Here is a 16902-nt window from a genome sequence, read left to right as displayed (position 1 = left end):
TCGCCTTAATGTCGTAGCGAGCGCAGGGCAGGCAAGGCGAAAACAGGCGAGGACGCGGAGTTTACGAGTTGTATATGAGCAGTCCGAGCCTGTTTTCAACGCAGCATCCCCAAGCGCAGTAGACATTAAGGTGATTTTTAGTGCTTACGCAGGATCACGCTACCAATCGAGTAGCCTGCACCAAACGAACTAAGTACGCCCAGGGCGCCGCTCGGCAGGTCTTCATGATATTTGTGCAGGGCGATGACCGAGCCGGCTGAACTGGTGTTGGCGTAGGTGTCGAGAATCACCGGGGCTTCGCCTGGCTCGGCATCGCGACCAAGCAGTTTGCGGGCGATCAACAGATTCATATTGAGGTTGGCTTGGTGCAGCCAGAAGCGCTTCACGTCACTGACGTTCAGCTGGTTTTCCGCCAGGTGCGCAGCAATCAGCTCGGCGACCATGGGGCATACATCCTTGAACACCTTACGGCCTTCCTGCACAAACAGCTTGTCACGCGCGCCGGCAGCGTCCTCCGCACAGCGGTTGAGGAAGCCGAAGTTGTTGCGGATGTTGTTGCTGAACTGGGTAATCAGCTTGGTGCCGACAATATCGAACTGATACGCCGAGGTGGCTTGGTCAGCACGCTCAATGATCACCGCAGTGGCCGCATCACCGAAAATAAAGTGGCTGTCACGGTCACGGAAGTTCAGGTGACCGGTGCAGATCTCTGGGTTGACCATCAAAATCGCCCGCGCCTGGCCCAGCTGCACGCTGTTGGCGGCGGCCTGAATACCGAAGGTGGCAGATGAGCACGCCACGTTCATGTCATAACCAAAACCCTTAATACCTAACGCGGCTTGCACTTCAACCGCCACTGCCGGGTAGGCGCGCTGCAGGTTGGAGCAGGCAACGATCACCCCGTCGATATCGGCGGCCGTTTTACCGGCACGCGCCATGGCATCTTTAGCGGCGCCAACCGCCATTTCACACAGAATGCCCCACTCGTCATTGCTGCGCTCAGGGATGCTCGGCGCCATGCGCTTGGGGTCGAGAATGCCAGTTTTATCCATCACAAAACGGCTTTTGATACCGGAAGCTTTTTCGATAAAACCGCTGCTCGACTCGCTCAGCGCGTCGACATCACCGCTGGCGATCGCCACCGCATTGTCGGCATTGAATTGCTGCACATAGGCATTAAACGACTCAACCAACTCATCGTTGGAAATACTGTTTGCCGGGGTATAGAGGCCGGTACCGCTGATCACGACGTTATGCACAGTCATTCCTCATATTCTTCGCCGCAGGCAGCGGCCGGTTATCCAGTACACCCAAGGCGCAGAGGCCAAGGGCAAAAATCAGCTGACAGGCTCACGTGAAACGTCCTGTTACGTGCGGTGGAGTTTGCCACAGCCACAGGGCCTGCGTCCGCTCAGCGCGTCAAGGCAACTGCACACGGCTGTTGGCCAGTCAGGCAAAGATGCTCTTAACGGTGCGCAAGGCACATCCCGGCGAAGGTCTATTGGCCACTCGATAGCGGCTGCAGCACAAGAAAAAGCTAACCCTGCAACCTCAATCTGCCGCGTTTGTGCGACCGCAGCGAAGAATCCTACCGCTGACTAATAAAGGTGTGACCACCCGCCGCTTGACTAGCCGCGCAGCACATGAAAAAACACACACAAAGCTCTTTGCCCTTGGATACCTATTGTATGGCCCTGCATACCTGGCTTTTGTTTGTCGCCGCAGTGTTCGGTTTGGCGTTGACGCCAGGCCCCAACGGCTTGCTCGCGCTCAGCCATGGCGCGCTGTATGGCCCTCGCAAAACGCTGTTTACGGTCAGTGGTGGGGTCATCGGTTTTACCCTACTGATGGCATTATCGATGCTTGGCATTGGAGCGTTGCTGCAAGCATCAGTGCAGGCGCTGATTATTCTCAAATGGCTGGGCGGTGCGTACTTGATTTGGCTGGGCATTCAACTCTGGCGCGCCCCAGCGCTGCACCTGAGCATGGCCGAGAAAACTGGCACGGGTCGCGGTTTGACGCTGTTCCGTCAGGGGCTGTTGTCGGCGCTGTCAAACCCTAAGGTGATCTTGTTTTTCGCAGCCTTCCTGCCGCAGTTTCTCGATCCGGCTGCTGATCTTTGGCTACAGTTTGCTCTTATGGCCTTAACCTTTGCCGTGGTCGAGGGCAGCGTCGAATGCCTGCTAGCACGTATGGCTCATCACGTGCGCCCTTGGCTGCAACGCAGTGGTAGAGGCTTCAACCGCTGCTGCGGCGGGTTGTTTGCACTGATGGGCGCCGCCTTGCCAATGACCCGCTAAGCGGTTCACCCAACCACACGGAGGCTGCCTTGGTCTTGAAGGTGTTGCTGACCCTGCTGTTGCTCATGCTGAGTGCTGCGCCGTTTGCGGAGGAGCGGCCCATCCGCTTTTCCGTTAATGACAGCTGGGCCATGCCGATGGCGCGGATCAAAAATGGCCGCACCGTGGAAGGCATTCTGGTTGATCTGCAGCAGCGCATGGCGGCCAAGATTGGGCGTAAAGCAGCGTTTATGGTGATGCCACGGATGCGCGTTCAGCACGCCATGAACAGCGGCGACATTGATGTGCGGTGCTACATCACTCCAAGCTGGGTCAATGCGGGCCACCATCGCTTCATCTGGAGCCTACCCTTTATGACTCAGCGCAATGTGCTGTTGGGCACCCAAGCACAATCGCTGCAGGCCGAACAACTCAGTGGCGAGCGCGTGGGCACCATACTCGGCTTTAACTACCCGCGCCTGGAGCCGTTGTTCGCCAGCGGCCAACTCGAGCGAGAAGACGCGCGCACTCAAGAGCAAGTGCTGCTAAAACTGCAGGCCGGACGTTACCGCTTCGCCGTCAGCGATCAACTGTCATTAGATTGGTTTAACCGTCAGCAAGCACCCGCAGAAAAACTCCACGTACTCAGTGAATTTGCTGCCGATCCGGTGGCCTGCATTGTCCGCGATGCGCCGGATGTGCCGACCATGGCCCTGCTGCGCGCCATGGTGCAGATGAAACAGGACGGCGAATTCGACGCCCTGCTCGATCGCTATCGGTAAATGCTGCACCCAAGATCACCGGGCTATGGCTCTACCGGGAGGATATCGAAGCCCTTGCGGTTATCGCTGACAATGCGAAAGTCCTGCTGCGAACCCGGTTCTACCTTCACTGCGAGCTCACGGCGCAGGCGGCCCATGCCGCATAGGGTGTCGTCCATCTTATCAATGCCAATACTCAACACCCGCGTGCCTACGGGCACCTGAAAGCGCACCTGCTCACCGACACCAATACGCGCAGCCACTGTGCGGTCTACCAACACGGCCACATAGCAGCCGCCGCCCATACCGCCCACGTCACGCTTGACTGATAACTGCCCGCCCCTCTCCAGCGCAGTCTGATAGCCGAGCAAACGTTCAGCCGGCACGGGTTTTATATCCTCCGGCGCGGGCTGCCAAGACGAACAGCCGACCAACAGCAACAGCGGTAACACAGCACCAATCAATCGCATGGGAGCCCTCCATGGGCGCAGTTCAGAAACCAAGCACGCAACAGTAAGCGGTTTGCATAGCGGCCGCTACCGGCCACAGAACAGCTTAGCCGCACGGGCGCAGCTGCCGATTTAAGCAGAGGTTTTTAGCTGGCAATGCGCTTGAGCAGTCGCGCCTGCAGCGCTTCTAGTTGCTGCGGCTCAGCTTGGCCGGCGCCGTGGGTATTCAGCGCGTCACCCTCGTAACGCGGCACGATGTGCATATGAATATGAAACACCGTTTGCCCCGCTGGCGCGCCATTAAACTGCATCACCTGCACGCCGGCTGGGGCTAGCTCAGCCACCAGTACGCCTGCAAGTTTCTGCACCACAGCCATTACTTTGCTCAGGCTGGCGGCATCAATATCGAGAATAGTACGGGCCGCTGCCTGCTTAGGGATCACCAGCGTATGCCCGTAGGACTGCGGGAATACATCGAGAAAGGCCAACACATCGTCATCTTCGTAGAGCGTGTAGCAAGGCACTTCACCGCGGATGATCTTGGCAAAGATATTTTGGCTGTCGTAGTCGCCATGCAAGCTCATCGTGTTCTCCATTACCTAGGTTGAATGCCCTCACCATACCGGCTTATGCGCGCCGGGAAAAACCTAGCACCTGACCAAATGCTTAATCACCGTTATCCTGCAGCGCTGCGCCATCCTCAACGGGCCGGACAGGTAAGGCCATAAAGCCGGCCTGTAGGCTCGACGCCATTGAGTGCCACGAGAATTAATATGAACAGCTATTTTCACAGCCGTGAGGCCCGCGCCGCCAAGCAGCCGCGCGCAGCGGGCATTCACACCAACCCCCTTCAACAGTTAGCGGTGACAGCATGATCGAGGTAACCGAGGTTTCCATTGCCCAACTGCGCGCCGCGCTTGAAGCCGGCCAGACCACAGCGGTCGAGTTGGTGCAGGCCTATCACGCGCGCATCGACGCGTACGACGGCCCCGAAAGCGCGACCCGGCTCAATGCGTTGGTGGTACGCAACCACGACGCACTCAAGGAAGCACAAGCCTCCGATGCACGCCGCGCCCGTGGTGAGTGTCTCGGCCCGCTCGACGGCATCCCCTACACGGCCAAAGACAGCTACTTGGTCAAAGGCCTGACCGCCGCCTCTGGCAGCCCCGCTTTTAAGGATTTACGGGCGTACCGCGACGCCTTCACCATCGAACGGCTGCGGGGCGCTGGCGCTATTTGCCTAGGCAAAACCAATATGCCGCCCATGGCCAACGGCGGCATGCAGCGCGGCGTGTATGGCCGCGCGCAAAGCCCGTACAACGCTGACTACCTCACCGCGCCGTTCGCCTCAGGCTCATCCAATGGGGCGGGCACGGCCACTGCGGCAAGCTTCGCCGCCTTTGGGCTAGCCGAAGAAACCTGGTCGAGTGGGCGCGGTCCAGCCTCCAACAACGGCTTGTGCGCGTATACGCCTTCACGCGGGGTGATCTCGGTGCGCGGCAACTGGCCACTGACCCCGACGATGGATGTGGTGGTGCCGTTCGCGCGGACCATGGCTGACTTGCTGGAGGTGCTCGATGTCATCGTCGTCGATGATGCCGACCCGCGCGGCGATTTGTGGCGACTGCAGCCTTGGGTGCCCATTCCGTCCGCCTCCACGGTGCGCCCAGCCTCTTATGCCAAGCTGGCCGCCGGCGCTGATGCGTTAGCCGGCAAACGCTTCGGTGTGCCGCGCATGTTTATCAATAAAGATGAACTGGCCGGCACCAGCGAAGCACCGGGCATCGGCGGCCCTACCGGCCAACGTACCCAGACCCGACCCTCGGTGATTGCCCTGTGGGAGACGGCGCGCAAGGCATTGGAAGCCGCCGGCGCCGAGGTGCTTGAGGTTGATTTCCCGCTGGTGTCCAACTGCGAAGGCGACCGCCCCGGCGCACCCACGGTGTTCAACCGTGGCCTGGTCACCCCGGCGTTTCTTCATCACGAACTCTGGGACTTAACGGCGTGGGCCTTCGATGACTTCCTCCAAGCGAACGGCGACCCAACACTCAACCGTCTAGTCGATGTCGACGGCCCGCAAATATTCCCTCACGACCCCGGCACCCTGCCCAACCGCGAGGGTGATCTGGTCGCGGGCATGGATGAATACGTGCGCATGGCCGAACGCGGTATCACCCCGTGGGATGCGATCAGCAGCTTGCCCGATGGCCTGCGCGGCCTGGAGCACACCCGCAAACTCGACCTGGAGGATTGGATGGACAGCCTCGGCTTGGATGCCGTGCTGTTCCCCACCGTCGCCGACGTGGGCCCAGCCGATGCCGATATAAACCCAGCGTCCGCTGATAGCGCCTGGAGCAACGGTGTTTGGGTGGCCAATGGCAACCTCGCCATCCGCCACTTGGGGGTGCCGACGGTTACTGTGCCGATGGGGATAATGGCTGATATTGGCATGCCTGTTGGCCTGACGTTTGCCGGCCGCGCCTATGATGACTCAGCCCTGCTGCGCGTGGCGGCGGCGTTCGAGTCAACCGGCAGCAAGCGTTTAGTACCGCCGCTTACACCGCCACTGTCGCGCGGCTAAAAGTGGTTACAACCTTCATCTTATTTATCGTGGCCGATAGGCTAATCTGCGCGCCCTAGCCGCCTAATAGACCGAGCGTTGACTGATGCAAACCGCAGCTTCATCCCATCAACCCCAGGTCTGGACGCTGCTGGTGTGCGCCTGGCTGCTGGCCCTTACAGCCACCTTTGCCGCGTTGTTTATCGGTGAAGTGATGGGGCAAGCACCCTGTGTGCTCTGCTGGTTCCAGCGCGCATTTATGTTCCCCTTGGTGCTGGTGCTGGGGGTGGCGTGCCTGCTCTCAGACGCTGGGGTCTGGCGCTACGCCTTGCCGCTGGCGGTTATGGGCTGGCTGATCGCGCTGTACCACAACCTGCTGTATTTCGGCCTGATCCCTGCAGACATTCAGCCGTGTGGGGCAGGCCCATCCTGCTCAGGGGATGACATGACGCTGTTCGGTGTCATGCCGTTGCCCCTGCTATCACTGGGCGTCTTCAGCCTAATGATCTTTGTTCTCGTACTAATCCGTCGGAGAGTTACCCCATGAGCAGACGCAACGTCGTCCTCGCCATTAGCATCCTGGCCATCGTCGGTTTTGCGATTGCTGCGCTTTTGTACAATCGCGCCACGACAGTGCCGCAAACCACGGCAGCCGTGGCGCAAAGCAGCGCGCTGGAGCGCTTTGGCTCACCGAGTATTGGCCCAGCCACTGCGCCGGTTACCGTTGTCGAATTCTTTGACCCGTCCTGCGAAAGCTGCCGAGCCTTTTACCCCATCGTCAAACAAATCATGGCCGAGTACCCCGAGGATATTCGCCTGGTTGTGCGCTACCTGCGGCTGCATGTCGGCTCCGAAGAAGTGATCCGTATGCTCGAAACGGCACGCAAACAAGGGGTGTATGTGCCGGTACTCGAAGCCGTGCTGGAGGCGCAACCGCAGTGGCACGACGATGCCAAGGCGTTAGCTGCATGGGACGCGGCTGCTCAAGCCGGTTTGGACATTGCCAAGGCGCGCGAGGAGATGATGGCGCCGGCCATTACTGCCACTATCGAACGGGATGCTGCCGATGGCAAAACCCTAGGCGTCAGCGGCACGCCAACATTCTTCGTCAACGGTAAACCGCTGACCAACTTTGGCGCCCAACCGCTGTATGAACTGATTGTGAGTGAAATCAACGCCGCGCAGTGACCCCCAATCAACCCCGCGCAAGGGCGGTTTGACTTGCCCTGCAAGCCAAACCGCTGACCTTACATGATGCGTTGAGCCAGCCTTATAACCGGCCATGCCGGTTATAAGGCTGAGGCGCTTTGTGTCATATCAATCAAAAATCCTGCGAGGTCGGGCGCAGGACAATTTCATTAATGTCGACATCGGCCGGTTGTTCGATGGCATAGACAATCGCCCGCGCTACAGACGCTGCCGGAATGGCTTGCTTGTAAAAATCCACCACAAAATCTCGGCTCTGCTCATGAGAGCTACCAAACTTGAGTTCAGAATCCACCGCGCCAGGCTCGATGGTGGTGGTACGGATGTTACCGCCCACCTCATGACGCAAGCCTTCAGAGATCGCCCGCACCGCAAACTTGGTACCGCTGTAGACCGTGCCACCTGGGCTAAAGACCTTCAAACCCGCGACCGAAGCAATGTTGATGAAGTGCCCGCTGTTCTGCCGCTGGAACACCGGCAACGCGGCGGCAACGCCATACAGCAGGCCCTTGATGTTGATATCAATCATGCGGTCCCACTCATCCACCCGGCCTTCGCTGAGAGGGGCGATGGCCATCAATCCTGCGTTGTTAATCAACACATCGATGCGGCCAAAGGTGTCCACGGCACCTTGGATCATTGCATTTACATCTTGCTGGGAGGTGACGTCGGTTTGGTAAGCCACCGCCTCGCCACCCGCCTCGATGAGTTCAGCGACCAAGCTGTCGAGCTTGTCTTTGCGCCGTGCGGCCAGCACAACTCGCGCGCCAAGTGCGCTGAGATGGCGTGCAGTGGCCTCACCCAAGCCACTGCTTGCACCTGTGATCACTACAACTTTGCCGGAAATATTAGTGCTCATAGCGGGTTCCTCACTTATGCGTTTAGGTAACGTTGCGTAGCCATAACGGCCGCGTGCTTTAGAAGTGAATCAACAGTAAACCCTCAATTGATCTCAATAAATGGAAAGAATTGGATTAGGCTATTCCACTATTAGGAACCGATGGGTGAGGCCAATGCTCAATCGCATGGAGATGGTCAGGATTTTTTGCGCGGCAGCCGAGTCAGCCAGCTTTCGTGAAACCGCCTCGCGTTTGGGTATTTCCCCTCAAGGCGTGACGCGAGCCATTCAGGCACTGGAGGCGGAGCTGGGCGAGCCGTTATTCCATCGCAACACCCGCCACGTGCAGATCACCGCGTTCGGCGAGGGTTACGCCCAGCAGGCGCGGTTGGCTCTTGAGCAGTTTGATTTGCTGTTCAGGGCGAACCGAGCGGAGTCAACGTTCAGCGGACGCATCGGCATCACCGCACCGCAGGCGATTGGCCGGCGCTACTTGGTGCCATTTCTGCAGCCGTTGATTAGCGCGCATCCGGCGCTGCAGTTTGACCTTCGCCTTGAAGATCAAATGACCGATGCCGTTGAATCTCAAATAGACATCGGCATCCGTGTGGGGCTGATTAAGGACCGGCGCTACGTAGCGCGCTCGCTGGCCCCCGTGCCCCTTTGTGTAGTGGCCAGCCCAGCGCTTATAGATGCTGTTGGTGTGCCGAGCTCACTGAACGACCTGGATAATTACCCACTTTCCGCCTTGATTGACCGCAAGAATGGTCGTCCATGGCCATGGCTATTTGCTGACGGGCACTCCTTTACCCCTAAATGGCCTTCTATTATTTGCGACGACGCCGAGACTGAGCTGAACGCCTTACTTTCAGGTGTCGGCTTTGGGCAAATCCCCCTGTACTTGGCGCAGCCCTACCTGCAAGCCGGGCAGCTGCGTGCCGTGCTGTCGTCGTGCTCACCGCCACCTTGGGAGTTGTTTATTTATCGCCCCCAGCAAGGCCCCGTGTCGCATCGGGTTCGACTGGTTTTTGATCACTTGAAACTGGCTTTTTCAGACTCAGCCCGCTTTCCCCAGCGCCCTCTCGTTCCATAGCTCAATAATGCGGCGATTATCGTGCCGGGGGTCGAGGCTCAGTAGGCTTATTGAAGCGGTGTGCAGCGCAAAATGCTGGCCCTCGACCAGCGCCAGGCCGATCCAGCGAACAGCCAATGCGGTGCTGAAATGGCCATGTGAGAACAACGCCACTGTGCCCTGCCGCTGACAAAGGTTGGCGATTACTCGGTCAGCTCGGGCGCTGACTTCGGCGGGTGATTCGCCACCGGGGCAGCCGTGTTGCCAAATGCTCCAGCCCGGGTTGTCGCGGCGAATATCCGCAGAGCGCCGGCCTTCATAGTCGCCGTAATTCCATTCCGCCAAGTCCGCTTCGATCACGCTTGTCGCAATCAAGCCGGCGAGCGCGCAGGTCTGCTGTGCACGCAAGCGTGGGCTGACCAACACCTGCGAGAAGGCCATACCGAGCACGCGCGGGGCTAGGCTGCGCGCCTCTTCTTCACCGCGCACCGTCAGCCCTATGTCAGTGGTGCCCGTGTGTTTACCGGTCAGCGACCAAGCGGTTTCGCCATGGCGGATCAAGCAGACTTGCATGCTGAGCATCCTGCAAAAACAGTGCGCTGGAACAATCTCGCTATGCCGGTGCAGAACCCGGCTGTGCATGCTCGATACGGTCCAGCGCCTGCCGAACGGCGGTGATGATCAGCGTGATTGCCAGGGGCTCGTTGATCTCCGGCACATCCCATTCCGCGATGGTTAAGTACTTATCGACCAGCTGCCTCACGTCGGCTTCCAGCTGTTCGCGATGGGCTTCCAGTTCCAGCTGTTCAAGGTGTGGCATGGTGGTCTCCATTGGCGGTAAGCGTTGCAGCGGCTCGTTAGCGATTTGCCGCAGACTAAGGCCCGCGCCGTGCCGGCGTCTGTACGTCAACGCACACCGGCCTTACTGAATGGGCGACGGCTGAGCGCGGCAAGATCGTCTACTGGCGCTCTCACCACGGCCCAGACGATCCGCCTTCGGGCTTAGCGGAACTCGAAAAGCTCAATATGCAAGTTGGTCAGCGGAATATGATGAGCGGTCATAAGCTCACGCACCTTCAGCAGCAAGCCTTTAGGGCCGCAGAAGCTGACATGCACGTGAGCGGGCTCGGTGCGGCCGACAGCCTGGCGGAGGGTATCGACTAATGGCTCAAGCCCACCCGGGTTGCTGATGAACTGCACGCCTCGTTGCTCAGCCATGGCCTGCAACGTCTCAACCGGTGGAAACGCACGCGAGGGGTTAAAGCAATACACCAAGGTGGCTTTGTCGAAGTCTTTTGCCTGCGGGTCTTGCAGCCAAGCAATAAACGGCGAGATACCGACGCCAGCCCCGATCCATACCTCCTGCTTAGCGTGAGCCGGCCGTTTAAAGCGCCCGTAGGGCGCATAAATATCGGCATACATGCCAACTTTTGCGCACTCACACAGCTTCGTCGTGTAATCCCCCAACCCTCTGATCACAAACTCAACCTGCCCATTGGCGGCATGCGCGCTGGCGATAGTGAATGGGTGCGGCTCGCGCAGACTCTTTTCCTGCATCGCCAGAAACGCGAACTGTCCTGCTTTAAAATCAAACTTCTTGCGCACCGGCTCCAGCGTCACATGCACAGCGCCTTTGTCTCGGCTAACAGCCGTCACCCGGTACTCACCCGCGCGGGCAACAAATGGGTAAAGCAGCAATTTATAAACAGCGGCCAGCACGCCAGCTGCACAGAACAACGCAACCCAAACGCCTACAGGGCTGTTCAGAGTGATCGGGGATTTGAAGCTCAGCCAATGCACGATCACGATCAAAAACAACGGACCGGAAAGCTTGTGCCACCAGCGCCATTGGCTATAGGGGATTTTGCGGTTTAACGCGAGCAGCACAATCAGCCCTAACGCCACATAGCTCAATTGCCGAGCAAGGCGTGTCCAGTATTTGGGCAGCTCGAAAATAGGCACGCTGTTCCACGCATCCACATTTGCCTTGAATACAAAGTGATAGGAGGCAAACACAAGCGCCCAAATACCCAACCATTTGTGCGTCTCATAAACACGATCCAAGCCGCCAAACACGCTCTCAACCGCTCGCCAACGGCTGCCCAACAAACACGAGGCGGCCATATAGACCAGTGCGGTGGTGCCAAAAATCATGCTCAAGGTCGCTGACGTGAGCCAGGTATTAGCGGGTATTTCCAGCAGCAACGTAAGTGCTGTGATAAACAAAATACCCACGATGCAGTGCCAGGTTTTCAATTGGAATGCTCCATTAATGTTCAGGCGGAAAAGACCGCAAACGGTTCATTCACGTATTACCTAAACATGCACCCATCCTACCTGCCCAGCCGGAAACGCTGATGACCTGGGTCACTGCCATGGGCGAAACCGCATAAACCTTAATCACAATGGCGCTGGAACTGACCGATTAGTCGCGCTTGTGCCGAACGTCAATTGCAGCTGAGTTGACTGAATACCTCCAAGAGTCGATAGGAGGAATCTGCCTAGAGCGTATGAAAAATCGATGCTAACTTTGATATGATTTAGTCGAGACTTTATCTCGGCAAATGAATTCGACAGCTGATGCTTGTGCAGAGAAACTAACGACCTCGCGGATATTTATTCAACTTATTACTGGATGACGCAGTGCCTAAAAATAAAACCATATTAGCTTTCTTCGGTGTATTAATATTCGCCGCCTCAGCTATGTTACTTTTTATTAAGTACCAGGAAAAATCATTAAATAGCCCTGAGTGGGTTTTGAAAAACTTATGGGGGTCAGACTATGTAAGGGCAACAGGTGGAAAACTTGAATATTATGATGAAATATTTATAGCCAGCCTCAATGATGGCGACAATCAAAGAGTTCTTGATTTTGTATGGAAGAATAAATGCAGGGATGGTAGCGAAAAATGCTATGTGGTTATGGCTTCCGCTGCAAATATACTAATTAATTCGTTTGAGACCGACTCAGGATTAACCGCATTAGTAGAGGCAAAGAATAGACGTGAAGATAAGAATTCATGCCCCATCATCTATGAACTCTCCATCATCAGATACAAAATTAAAACCCTTGAAAATACCAACAACCGTCCTAATGATTTAGCATTATCTTTATTACGAAAGATCAAAAGGAGCGGAGGTATTATTGAAGACGTTAGAATAGATGCTTGCTTGGCTCTTGCTAAAGAAAAACCAGAACTATTCCGCGCCTATGCTCTTATGATTGCTCAAATAATGTCTTTTGCGGGAGGTACAACCACAGATGCTGGAAGAAAAATAAATAACGCTATAGGCATATAGGATAAGGTTTATAACTAGCCTCGCTATCCAGCCTAATCCGGCTCCCTATTTTAGTAACCACTCCTGAATAGCAAGTTGCCCCCGTTGTAACGAGGAAGAATGGACCAAATTTATTTTCCAGATCATGCCTTGGCACCCTATGAGGGTCGATTGACTATCAAGCGTTAACTTATCAATAGCGATTGAGCATGGGTAACAGCGCGCTCAGTCTGAACGACCCAAGCCACCCCGAAGCCCTTCAGGGTGCGAGCTTGGCTTAGCCTTCAACGCTGCTCCATTGTTTGCTTAGGCGCTTATCCGACACCGGCAGTTTGGTGCCGAGTTGCTGGGCGAACAGCGACACCCGGTATTCCTCGAGCAACCAGCGATAGAGTTGCAGGGGCGCATCGCGTTTGCCGTCTTGACTGTGTTTACTTAGGCGCGTTTGGTATTGCTCCCAGTAACCGGCCAGCTCAGCGCTCCACACCCGGTCGCGTTGCACTTGGCCGACGATTTTGTCCAAGCGTTGCTCGATGGCCTTAAGGTAGCGTGGCATTTCCTTGAGCCATTGCGCCGGGGTTTCGCGGACAAACCCTGGGTACACCAGGTTGCTCAATTGGAGTTTGATGTCGTTAAGCGCCATGGCCTGAGCCAGATCAATTTTGCCTTTAAAACGCTTCTGCAAACCGTGCCAAAGGGTCAGTGTTTCCAGCGTCAGCTTGGCCAGACGCTCGGCATGGCCGGTCCAGTCGCTGCGTTTGCGCTCAGCCAGTGCGGCCAAGCCTGCACCGTCGCGAGGCAAGCTGGCTTCACCGTCGAGGATGCAGCTGTCGAGGCTGGCTAGCAGAATATCTTCGACCAACGCATCGATGCGGCCCATGTCGCGGTAGAGCAACGCCAGCTGAGTCAGCCCCGGCAGCTTGCCACGCAGAAACTTGGCCGGCTCAGCCAATTGCTGCAAGAGCAAGCGCTGCAGGGCGCGGCGGTGCTGGAACTCAGCTTCGGCCTGAGTCGGGAAGCGTCCTTCTTTAACCACGCCGGCCTCCTCCACCAGCGCGGGGTAGACGGTCATGGACAAGCCAGCGACTTGCTGCTGAGTTTTCGCGGCCACTTCACTGAACACTTTGGCCTCAACCGGCTGCTGGCTTTTGGCGGTTTTGGGCAGGGCCAAGCCGGCTTGAGTCGCTTCAGTAAAGCGTGCAGTCAGCTCGGCCAGATCGCGGCCTTCGCCGAGCAGTTTGCCTTGGTTGTCGACCACTTCTATGTTCATGCGCAAATGGCCATCCAGCTGCGCTGCGGACTCAGCCCATGCCTCATCGCTGACCCGCGCGCCCGTCATGCGGGTCAACTCACGGCCCAAGGAGAGCGGCAAGCTGCCTTCGGCAAACTGCACTTTGCTCAAGGCCGCACCAACAAAATCCGGCACTGGTACAAAGTTCTTGCGCAGCGCTTTAGGCAGGCCACGCACCAAGGCCATGCATTTGGCTTCCAGCAGCCCCGGCACCAACCATTGCAAACGTTGCGGCGGCAATTGCGGCAGCAACGGCGCCGGCACGCGCAGAGTCACGCCATCGCGCGGGTGATTGGGCTCAAAGTGATAGGTCAGCGGCAGGGTTAGTTCGCCCAAGCTGAGACTGTCTGGGTATTGCGCGGCGGTGACTTCTTTGGCGTCGCGGGCCAGCACGTCTTCTTCACGCATGATCAACAGTTGCGTGTTTTTCGCGCTTTCGGTTTTGTACCAACTGTCGAAGGTCGCGCTCTGGTAGATGTTTGCCGGCAGGCGCGCCTCGTAGTAGGCGTAGAGGGTTTCATCGTCGGCCAAGATGTCACGGCGACGCGCTTTGGCTTCCAGCTCGTCAAGCTTTTCCAGTAACTGCCGGTTGGCCGTTAGGCACTTGGCGCGGCTGTGCATTTCGCCGCCCACCAGCCCTTCGCGAATAAACAGCTCACGCGACACCACCGGCTCAATCGGGCCGAAATGCACAGCGCGGCGCCCGACCACAATCATGCCGTAGAGGCTGATTTGCTCATACGCCACCACTTGGCCACGTTTCTTTTCCCAGTGCGGTTCCAGGTGGTTTTTCTTGATCAGGTGGCCGGCCAGCGGCTCGATCCAGTCCGGTTCAATTTTGGCCACCATGCGGGCGAACAACTTGGTGGTTTCCACCAGCTCACTGGCCATCAGCCACGTAGGTTTCTTACGCCCGATAACGGAGGATGGATGCACCCAAAAACGCCGCTGGCGAGCGCCAAGGAAATCGCCATCTTCAGTTTTTTGGCCAATCTGGCTGAGCAAACCGGCAAGGATGGCTTTGTGCACGGCGGCGTAGCCTTTGGCGCGCTGGGCGGTCTGCTGTTTTTCAGCCAGCTCCTGCTCTTTTTGCTCAGCCGACAGCTCAAGCCCATCTTTAGGCGGCTGTTGGGCAGAGCGATGCGCATTATCTGCACCCGCTTGGGTATCGCTGCGCTCCACCCCTCCTACGTTGCCCTTAGCCGCTGCTAGCTGCAGATCACGGCTAATCAGCACGAGCTGGCGGTGCGAGTCGCGCCACTCGCGCAGGCGCAAATAATTGAGGAAGTTCTTCCGGCACCAACTGCGCAGCGCGCCTGAGCCAAGGGCTTGGCGCTGCGCCTCAAAACCGCGCCAGATATTAACCAGCGCGGCGAAGTCAGAATCAACATCCTTCCACTGCGCGTGGGCTTGGTCGGCTGCTTGCTGGCGATCAGAGGGACGCTCACGCACATCCTGCACCGAAAGCGCACTGGCGATGATCAGGATTTCTTCCAAACTGCCCTGCTTAGCCCCTTCTAGCACCATACGGCCCAAGCGCGGGTCCACCGGCAAACGTGCTAACTGGCGACCCAACGGTGTGAGTTGGCCCTCGCGGCTGACCGCCGAGAGTTCTTGCAGCAGGTTGAAACCGTCGCTGATGGCTTTGCCATCTGGCGGCTCGATAAACGGAAATGCCTCAATTTCACCCAAGCGCAGATGGAGCATCTGCAGGATGACCGCCGCCAGGTTGGTGCGCAGAATTTCTGGATCGGTAAAGGCTGGACGGCCGCTGAAGTCTTCTTCACTGAACAGGCGAATGCAGATGCCCGGTTCAACCCGCCCGCAACGGCCTTTACGCTGGTTGGCGCTGGCCTGGCTAATCGCCTCAATGGGTAACCGCTGCACCTTGGCGCGGTAGCTGTAGCGGCTGATGCGCGCCGTGCCGCTATCAATCACATAGCGGATGCCCGGCACGGTGAGCGAGGTTTCCGCGACGTTGGTGGCCAGGACAATCTTGCGCGCACCCATGGGCGCAAAAATCTTCTGCTGTTCGGACGGGGTCAGCCGCGCATACAGCGGCAGCACTTCGGTCAGGCGCAGGTTGGCTTTGCGCAGCACCTCGGCAGCGTCGCGAATCTCGCGCTCGCCAGGAAGAAACACCAACACATCGCCAGGGCGTGTGCCTTCGGCTTGCTCGAAGGCGGCGATTTCATCGAGGGTGGCGAGTATCGCCTGATCAACGCTGAGGTCTTCCTCAACCCGGTTACCGTCTTCATCCTGCTCGGCCGTCAGTGGCCGGTACCAAATGTCTACCGGGAAGGTGCGGCCAGACACCTCGACAATCGGTGCGCCGTCGAAGTGTTCAGAGAAACGCTGCAAATCGATGGTGGCTGAGGTGATGATCAGCTTGAGGTCGGGGCGGCGCACCAGTAGGGTTTTCAGAAAGCCCAGCAAAAAGTCGATGTTGAGGCTGCGTTCGTGGGCCTCGTCGACGATGATCGTGTCGTACTTTTCTAGGTAACGGTCGTGCTGGGTTTCCGCCAGCAAGATGCCGTCGGTCATCAGTTTGATCAGGCTGCGCTCGTTGCTCTGGTCCTCGAAGCGCACCTGATAGCCGACTAATTCACCCAGCGGCGTGCCGATTTCTTCCGCCACCCGCATAGCGACGCTGCGCGCGGCGAGCCGGCGCGGCTGGGTGTGGCCGATCAGCCCGTGCACGCCGCGGCCCAGCTCCAAGCAAATCTTCGGCAGCTGAGTGGTTTTGCCCGAACCGGTTTCACCGGCGATCACCACCACTTGATGCCCGGCGATGGCGGCTTTGATCTCCTCGCGTTTGGCCGCAATCGGCAGTGCGTCGTCGTAGCGCATGGCCGGCACGCTCAAACGGCGCGCCTCAACCTTGGCCACGGAGGCTTCAAAACGCTGCAGCCACTGCGCCAGTTTGGCCTCGTCCACCGGGCTCTGTTTGCGCAGCTCATGCAACTGGCGGCGCAGACGATGACGATCACCGAGCAGGGTTTGGTCGAGGTTTTTCAGCAGTTGATCAACAGCGGGCGTGGCATCGGTCATCAGGCAATCGCGGGGTGGGTTCAAGGGGAAGATCAGGAGGGTGGCGATTGTCGCAGATTTGGCTGCATGAAAACGACCGCAGGCACAAAGCCGTTAACCTGCCGGCACGCTTGCAG

The 16902-nt window shown here is 57.8% G+C and carries 15 protein-coding genes; 7 read left to right on the top strand and 8 right to left on the bottom strand.

Going from position 1 to position 16902, the window contains the following annotated elements; genetic code table 11:
• Positions 1-137: 137 nt before the first annotated feature.
• Positions 138-1259, bottom strand: coding sequence for a beta-ketoacyl-ACP synthase III (locus tag WF513_RS04855; RefSeq protein WP_339081952.1), 1122 nt, complete (start codon positions 1257-1259; stop codon positions 138-140).
• Between the two features lie 429 nt (positions 1260-1688).
• Here WF513_RS04855 and WF513_RS04850 point away from each other — a divergent pair, with 429 nt between their 5' ends.
• On the top strand, positions 1689-2300 hold the full coding sequence (locus tag WF513_RS04850) for a LysE family translocator (RefSeq protein ID WP_339081950.1): 612 nt from the start codon (positions 1689-1691) through the stop codon (positions 2298-2300).
• A 29-nt stretch (positions 2301-2329) separates the two neighbouring features.
• Positions 2330-3061: an ABC transporter substrate-binding protein gene (locus tag WF513_RS04845; RefSeq protein WP_339081948.1), complete on the top strand. Its 732-nt coding sequence runs from the start codon at positions 2330-2332 to the stop codon at positions 3059-3061.
• 23 nt (positions 3062-3084) lie between these two features.
• On the opposite strand, the gene WF513_RS04840 is transcribed toward WF513_RS04845, so the two are convergent.
• Complete coding sequence (locus WF513_RS04840) at positions 3085-3510, bottom strand: 3-isopropylmalate dehydratase (protein ID WP_339081946.1); 426 nt, start codon at positions 3508-3510, stop codon at positions 3085-3087.
• Positions 3511-3635: 125 nt separating this feature from the next.
• Positions 3636-4073, bottom strand: coding sequence for an HIT family protein (locus tag WF513_RS04835; protein WP_339081944.1), 438 nt, complete (start codon positions 4071-4073; stop codon positions 3636-3638).
• Positions 4074-4360: 287 nt separating this feature from the next.
• On the opposite strand from WF513_RS04835, the gene WF513_RS04830 reads away from it, so the two are divergent.
• The 3 genes from WF513_RS04830 to WF513_RS04820 all read left to right on the top strand — a co-directional run bounded on the left by WF513_RS04830 (position 4361) and on the right by WF513_RS04820 (position 7237).
• A complete protein-coding gene (locus WF513_RS04830; RefSeq protein ID WP_339081942.1) occupies positions 4361-6070 on the top strand; it encodes an amidase in 1710 nt (569 codons plus the stop codon).
• A gap of 85 nt (positions 6071-6155) precedes the next feature.
• Positions 6156-6596, top strand: coding sequence for a disulfide bond formation protein B (locus WF513_RS04825; RefSeq protein WP_339081940.1), 441 nt, complete (start codon positions 6156-6158; stop codon positions 6594-6596).
• On the top strand, positions 6593-7237 hold the full coding sequence (locus WF513_RS04820; protein WP_339081938.1) for a thioredoxin domain-containing protein: 645 nt from the start codon (positions 6593-6595) through the stop codon (positions 7235-7237). Before WF513_RS04825 ends, WF513_RS04820 begins: the two co-directional genes overlap by 4 nt.
• 133 nt (positions 7238-7370) lie before the next feature.
• On the opposite strand, the gene WF513_RS04815 is transcribed toward WF513_RS04820, so the two are convergent.
• Positions 7371-8114, bottom strand: a complete 744-nt coding sequence (locus WF513_RS04815; protein WP_339081936.1) for an SDR family oxidoreductase — start codon at positions 8112-8114, stop codon at positions 7371-7373.
• Positions 8115-8268: 154 nt separating this feature from the next.
• Between WF513_RS04815 and WF513_RS04810 the strand changes: the two genes are divergently transcribed.
• Positions 8269-9186 (top strand): LysR family transcriptional regulator, encoded by a 918-nt coding sequence (locus WF513_RS04810; protein WP_339081934.1) that lies wholly within the window; start codon positions 8269-8271, stop codon positions 9184-9186.
• On the opposite strand, the gene WF513_RS04805 is transcribed toward WF513_RS04810, so the two are convergent.
• The 3 genes from WF513_RS04805 to WF513_RS04795 all read right to left on the bottom strand — a co-directional run bounded on the left by WF513_RS04805 (position 9151) and on the right by WF513_RS04795 (position 11421).
• Positions 9151-9738 carry a histidine phosphatase family protein gene (locus WF513_RS04805; protein WP_339081932.1) on the bottom strand — a complete coding sequence of 196 codons (588 nt, stop codon included), beginning with the start codon at positions 9736-9738 and terminating at the stop codon, positions 9151-9153. The two genes, WF513_RS04810 and WF513_RS04805, sit on opposite strands and share 36 nt — an antisense overlap.
• Positions 9739-9778: 40 nt before the next feature.
• Positions 9779-9985, bottom strand: coding sequence for a hypothetical protein (locus WF513_RS04800; RefSeq protein WP_339081930.1), 207 nt, complete (start codon positions 9983-9985; stop codon positions 9779-9781).
• Positions 9986-10167: 182 nt separating this feature from the next.
• Positions 10168-11421: a ferredoxin reductase family protein gene (locus WF513_RS04795; RefSeq protein ID WP_339081928.1), complete on the bottom strand. Its 1254-nt coding sequence runs from the start codon at positions 11419-11421 to the stop codon at positions 10168-10170.
• Between the two features lie 387 nt (positions 11422-11808).
• Between WF513_RS04795 and WF513_RS04790 the strand changes: the two genes are divergently transcribed.
• Positions 11809-12465, top strand: coding sequence for a hypothetical protein (locus tag WF513_RS04790; protein ID WP_339081927.1), 657 nt, complete (start codon positions 11809-11811; stop codon positions 12463-12465).
• A gap of 256 nt (positions 12466-12721) precedes the next feature.
• Here WF513_RS04790 and hrpA read toward each other — a convergent pair whose 3' ends face one another.
• The gene (hrpA, locus tag WF513_RS04785; protein ID WP_339081925.1) at positions 12722-16786 is read right to left on the bottom strand and encodes an ATP-dependent RNA helicase HrpA; all 4065 of its coding nucleotides are present in this window, start codon (positions 16784-16786) and stop codon (positions 12722-12724) included.
• Positions 16787-16902 lie beyond the last annotated feature (116 nt).

The organism is Pseudomonas sp. TMP9 (assembly GCF_037943105.1).
GTDB lineage: Bacteria > Pseudomonadota > Gammaproteobacteria > Pseudomonadales > Pseudomonadaceae > Aquipseudomonas.
The sequence above is the reverse complement of the archived record's forward strand: the minus strand, read 5'-3'. Positions and strand labels throughout refer to the sequence as shown.

What these genes read in the sequence shown, in the direction of transcription:
- WF513_RS04850 (WP_339081950.1), top strand. Translation starts at nt 1,689, where the DNA reads ATGGCCCTGCATACCTGGCTTTTGTTTGTCGCCGCAGTGTTCGGTTTG.
- WF513_RS04840 (WP_339081946.1), bottom strand. Translation starts at nt 3,510, where the DNA reads ATGCGATTGATTGGTGCTGTGTTACCGCTGTTGCTGTTGGTCGGCTGT.
- WF513_RS04835 (WP_339081944.1), bottom strand. Translation starts at nt 4,073, where the DNA reads ATGAGCTTGCATGGCGACTACGACAGCCAAAATATCTTTGCCAAGATC.
- WF513_RS04830 (WP_339081942.1), top strand. Translation starts at nt 4,361, where the DNA reads ATGATCGAGGTAACCGAGGTTTCCATTGCCCAACTGCGCGCCGCGCTT.
- WF513_RS04825 (WP_339081940.1), top strand. Translation starts at nt 6,156, where the DNA reads ATGCAAACCGCAGCTTCATCCCATCAACCCCAGGTCTGGACGCTGCTG.
- WF513_RS04820 (WP_339081938.1), top strand. Translation starts at nt 6,593, where the DNA reads ATGAGCAGACGCAACGTCGTCCTCGCCATTAGCATCCTGGCCATCGTC.
- WF513_RS04815 (WP_339081936.1), bottom strand. Translation starts at nt 8,114, where the DNA reads ATGAGCACTAATATTTCCGGCAAAGTTGTAGTGATCACAGGTGCAAGC.
- WF513_RS04810 (WP_339081934.1), top strand. Translation starts at nt 8,269, where the DNA reads ATGCTCAATCGCATGGAGATGGTCAGGATTTTTTGCGCGGCAGCCGAG.
- WF513_RS04805 (WP_339081932.1), bottom strand. Translation starts at nt 9,738, where the DNA reads ATGCAAGTCTGCTTGATCCGCCATGGCGAAACCGCTTGGTCGCTGACC.
- WF513_RS04800 (WP_339081930.1), bottom strand. Translation starts at nt 9,985, where the DNA reads ATGCCACACCTTGAACAGCTGGAACTGGAAGCCCATCGCGAACAGCTG.
- hrpA (WP_339081925.1), bottom strand. Translation starts at nt 16,786, where the DNA reads ATGACCGATGCCACGCCCGCTGTTGATCAACTGCTGAAAAACCTCGAC.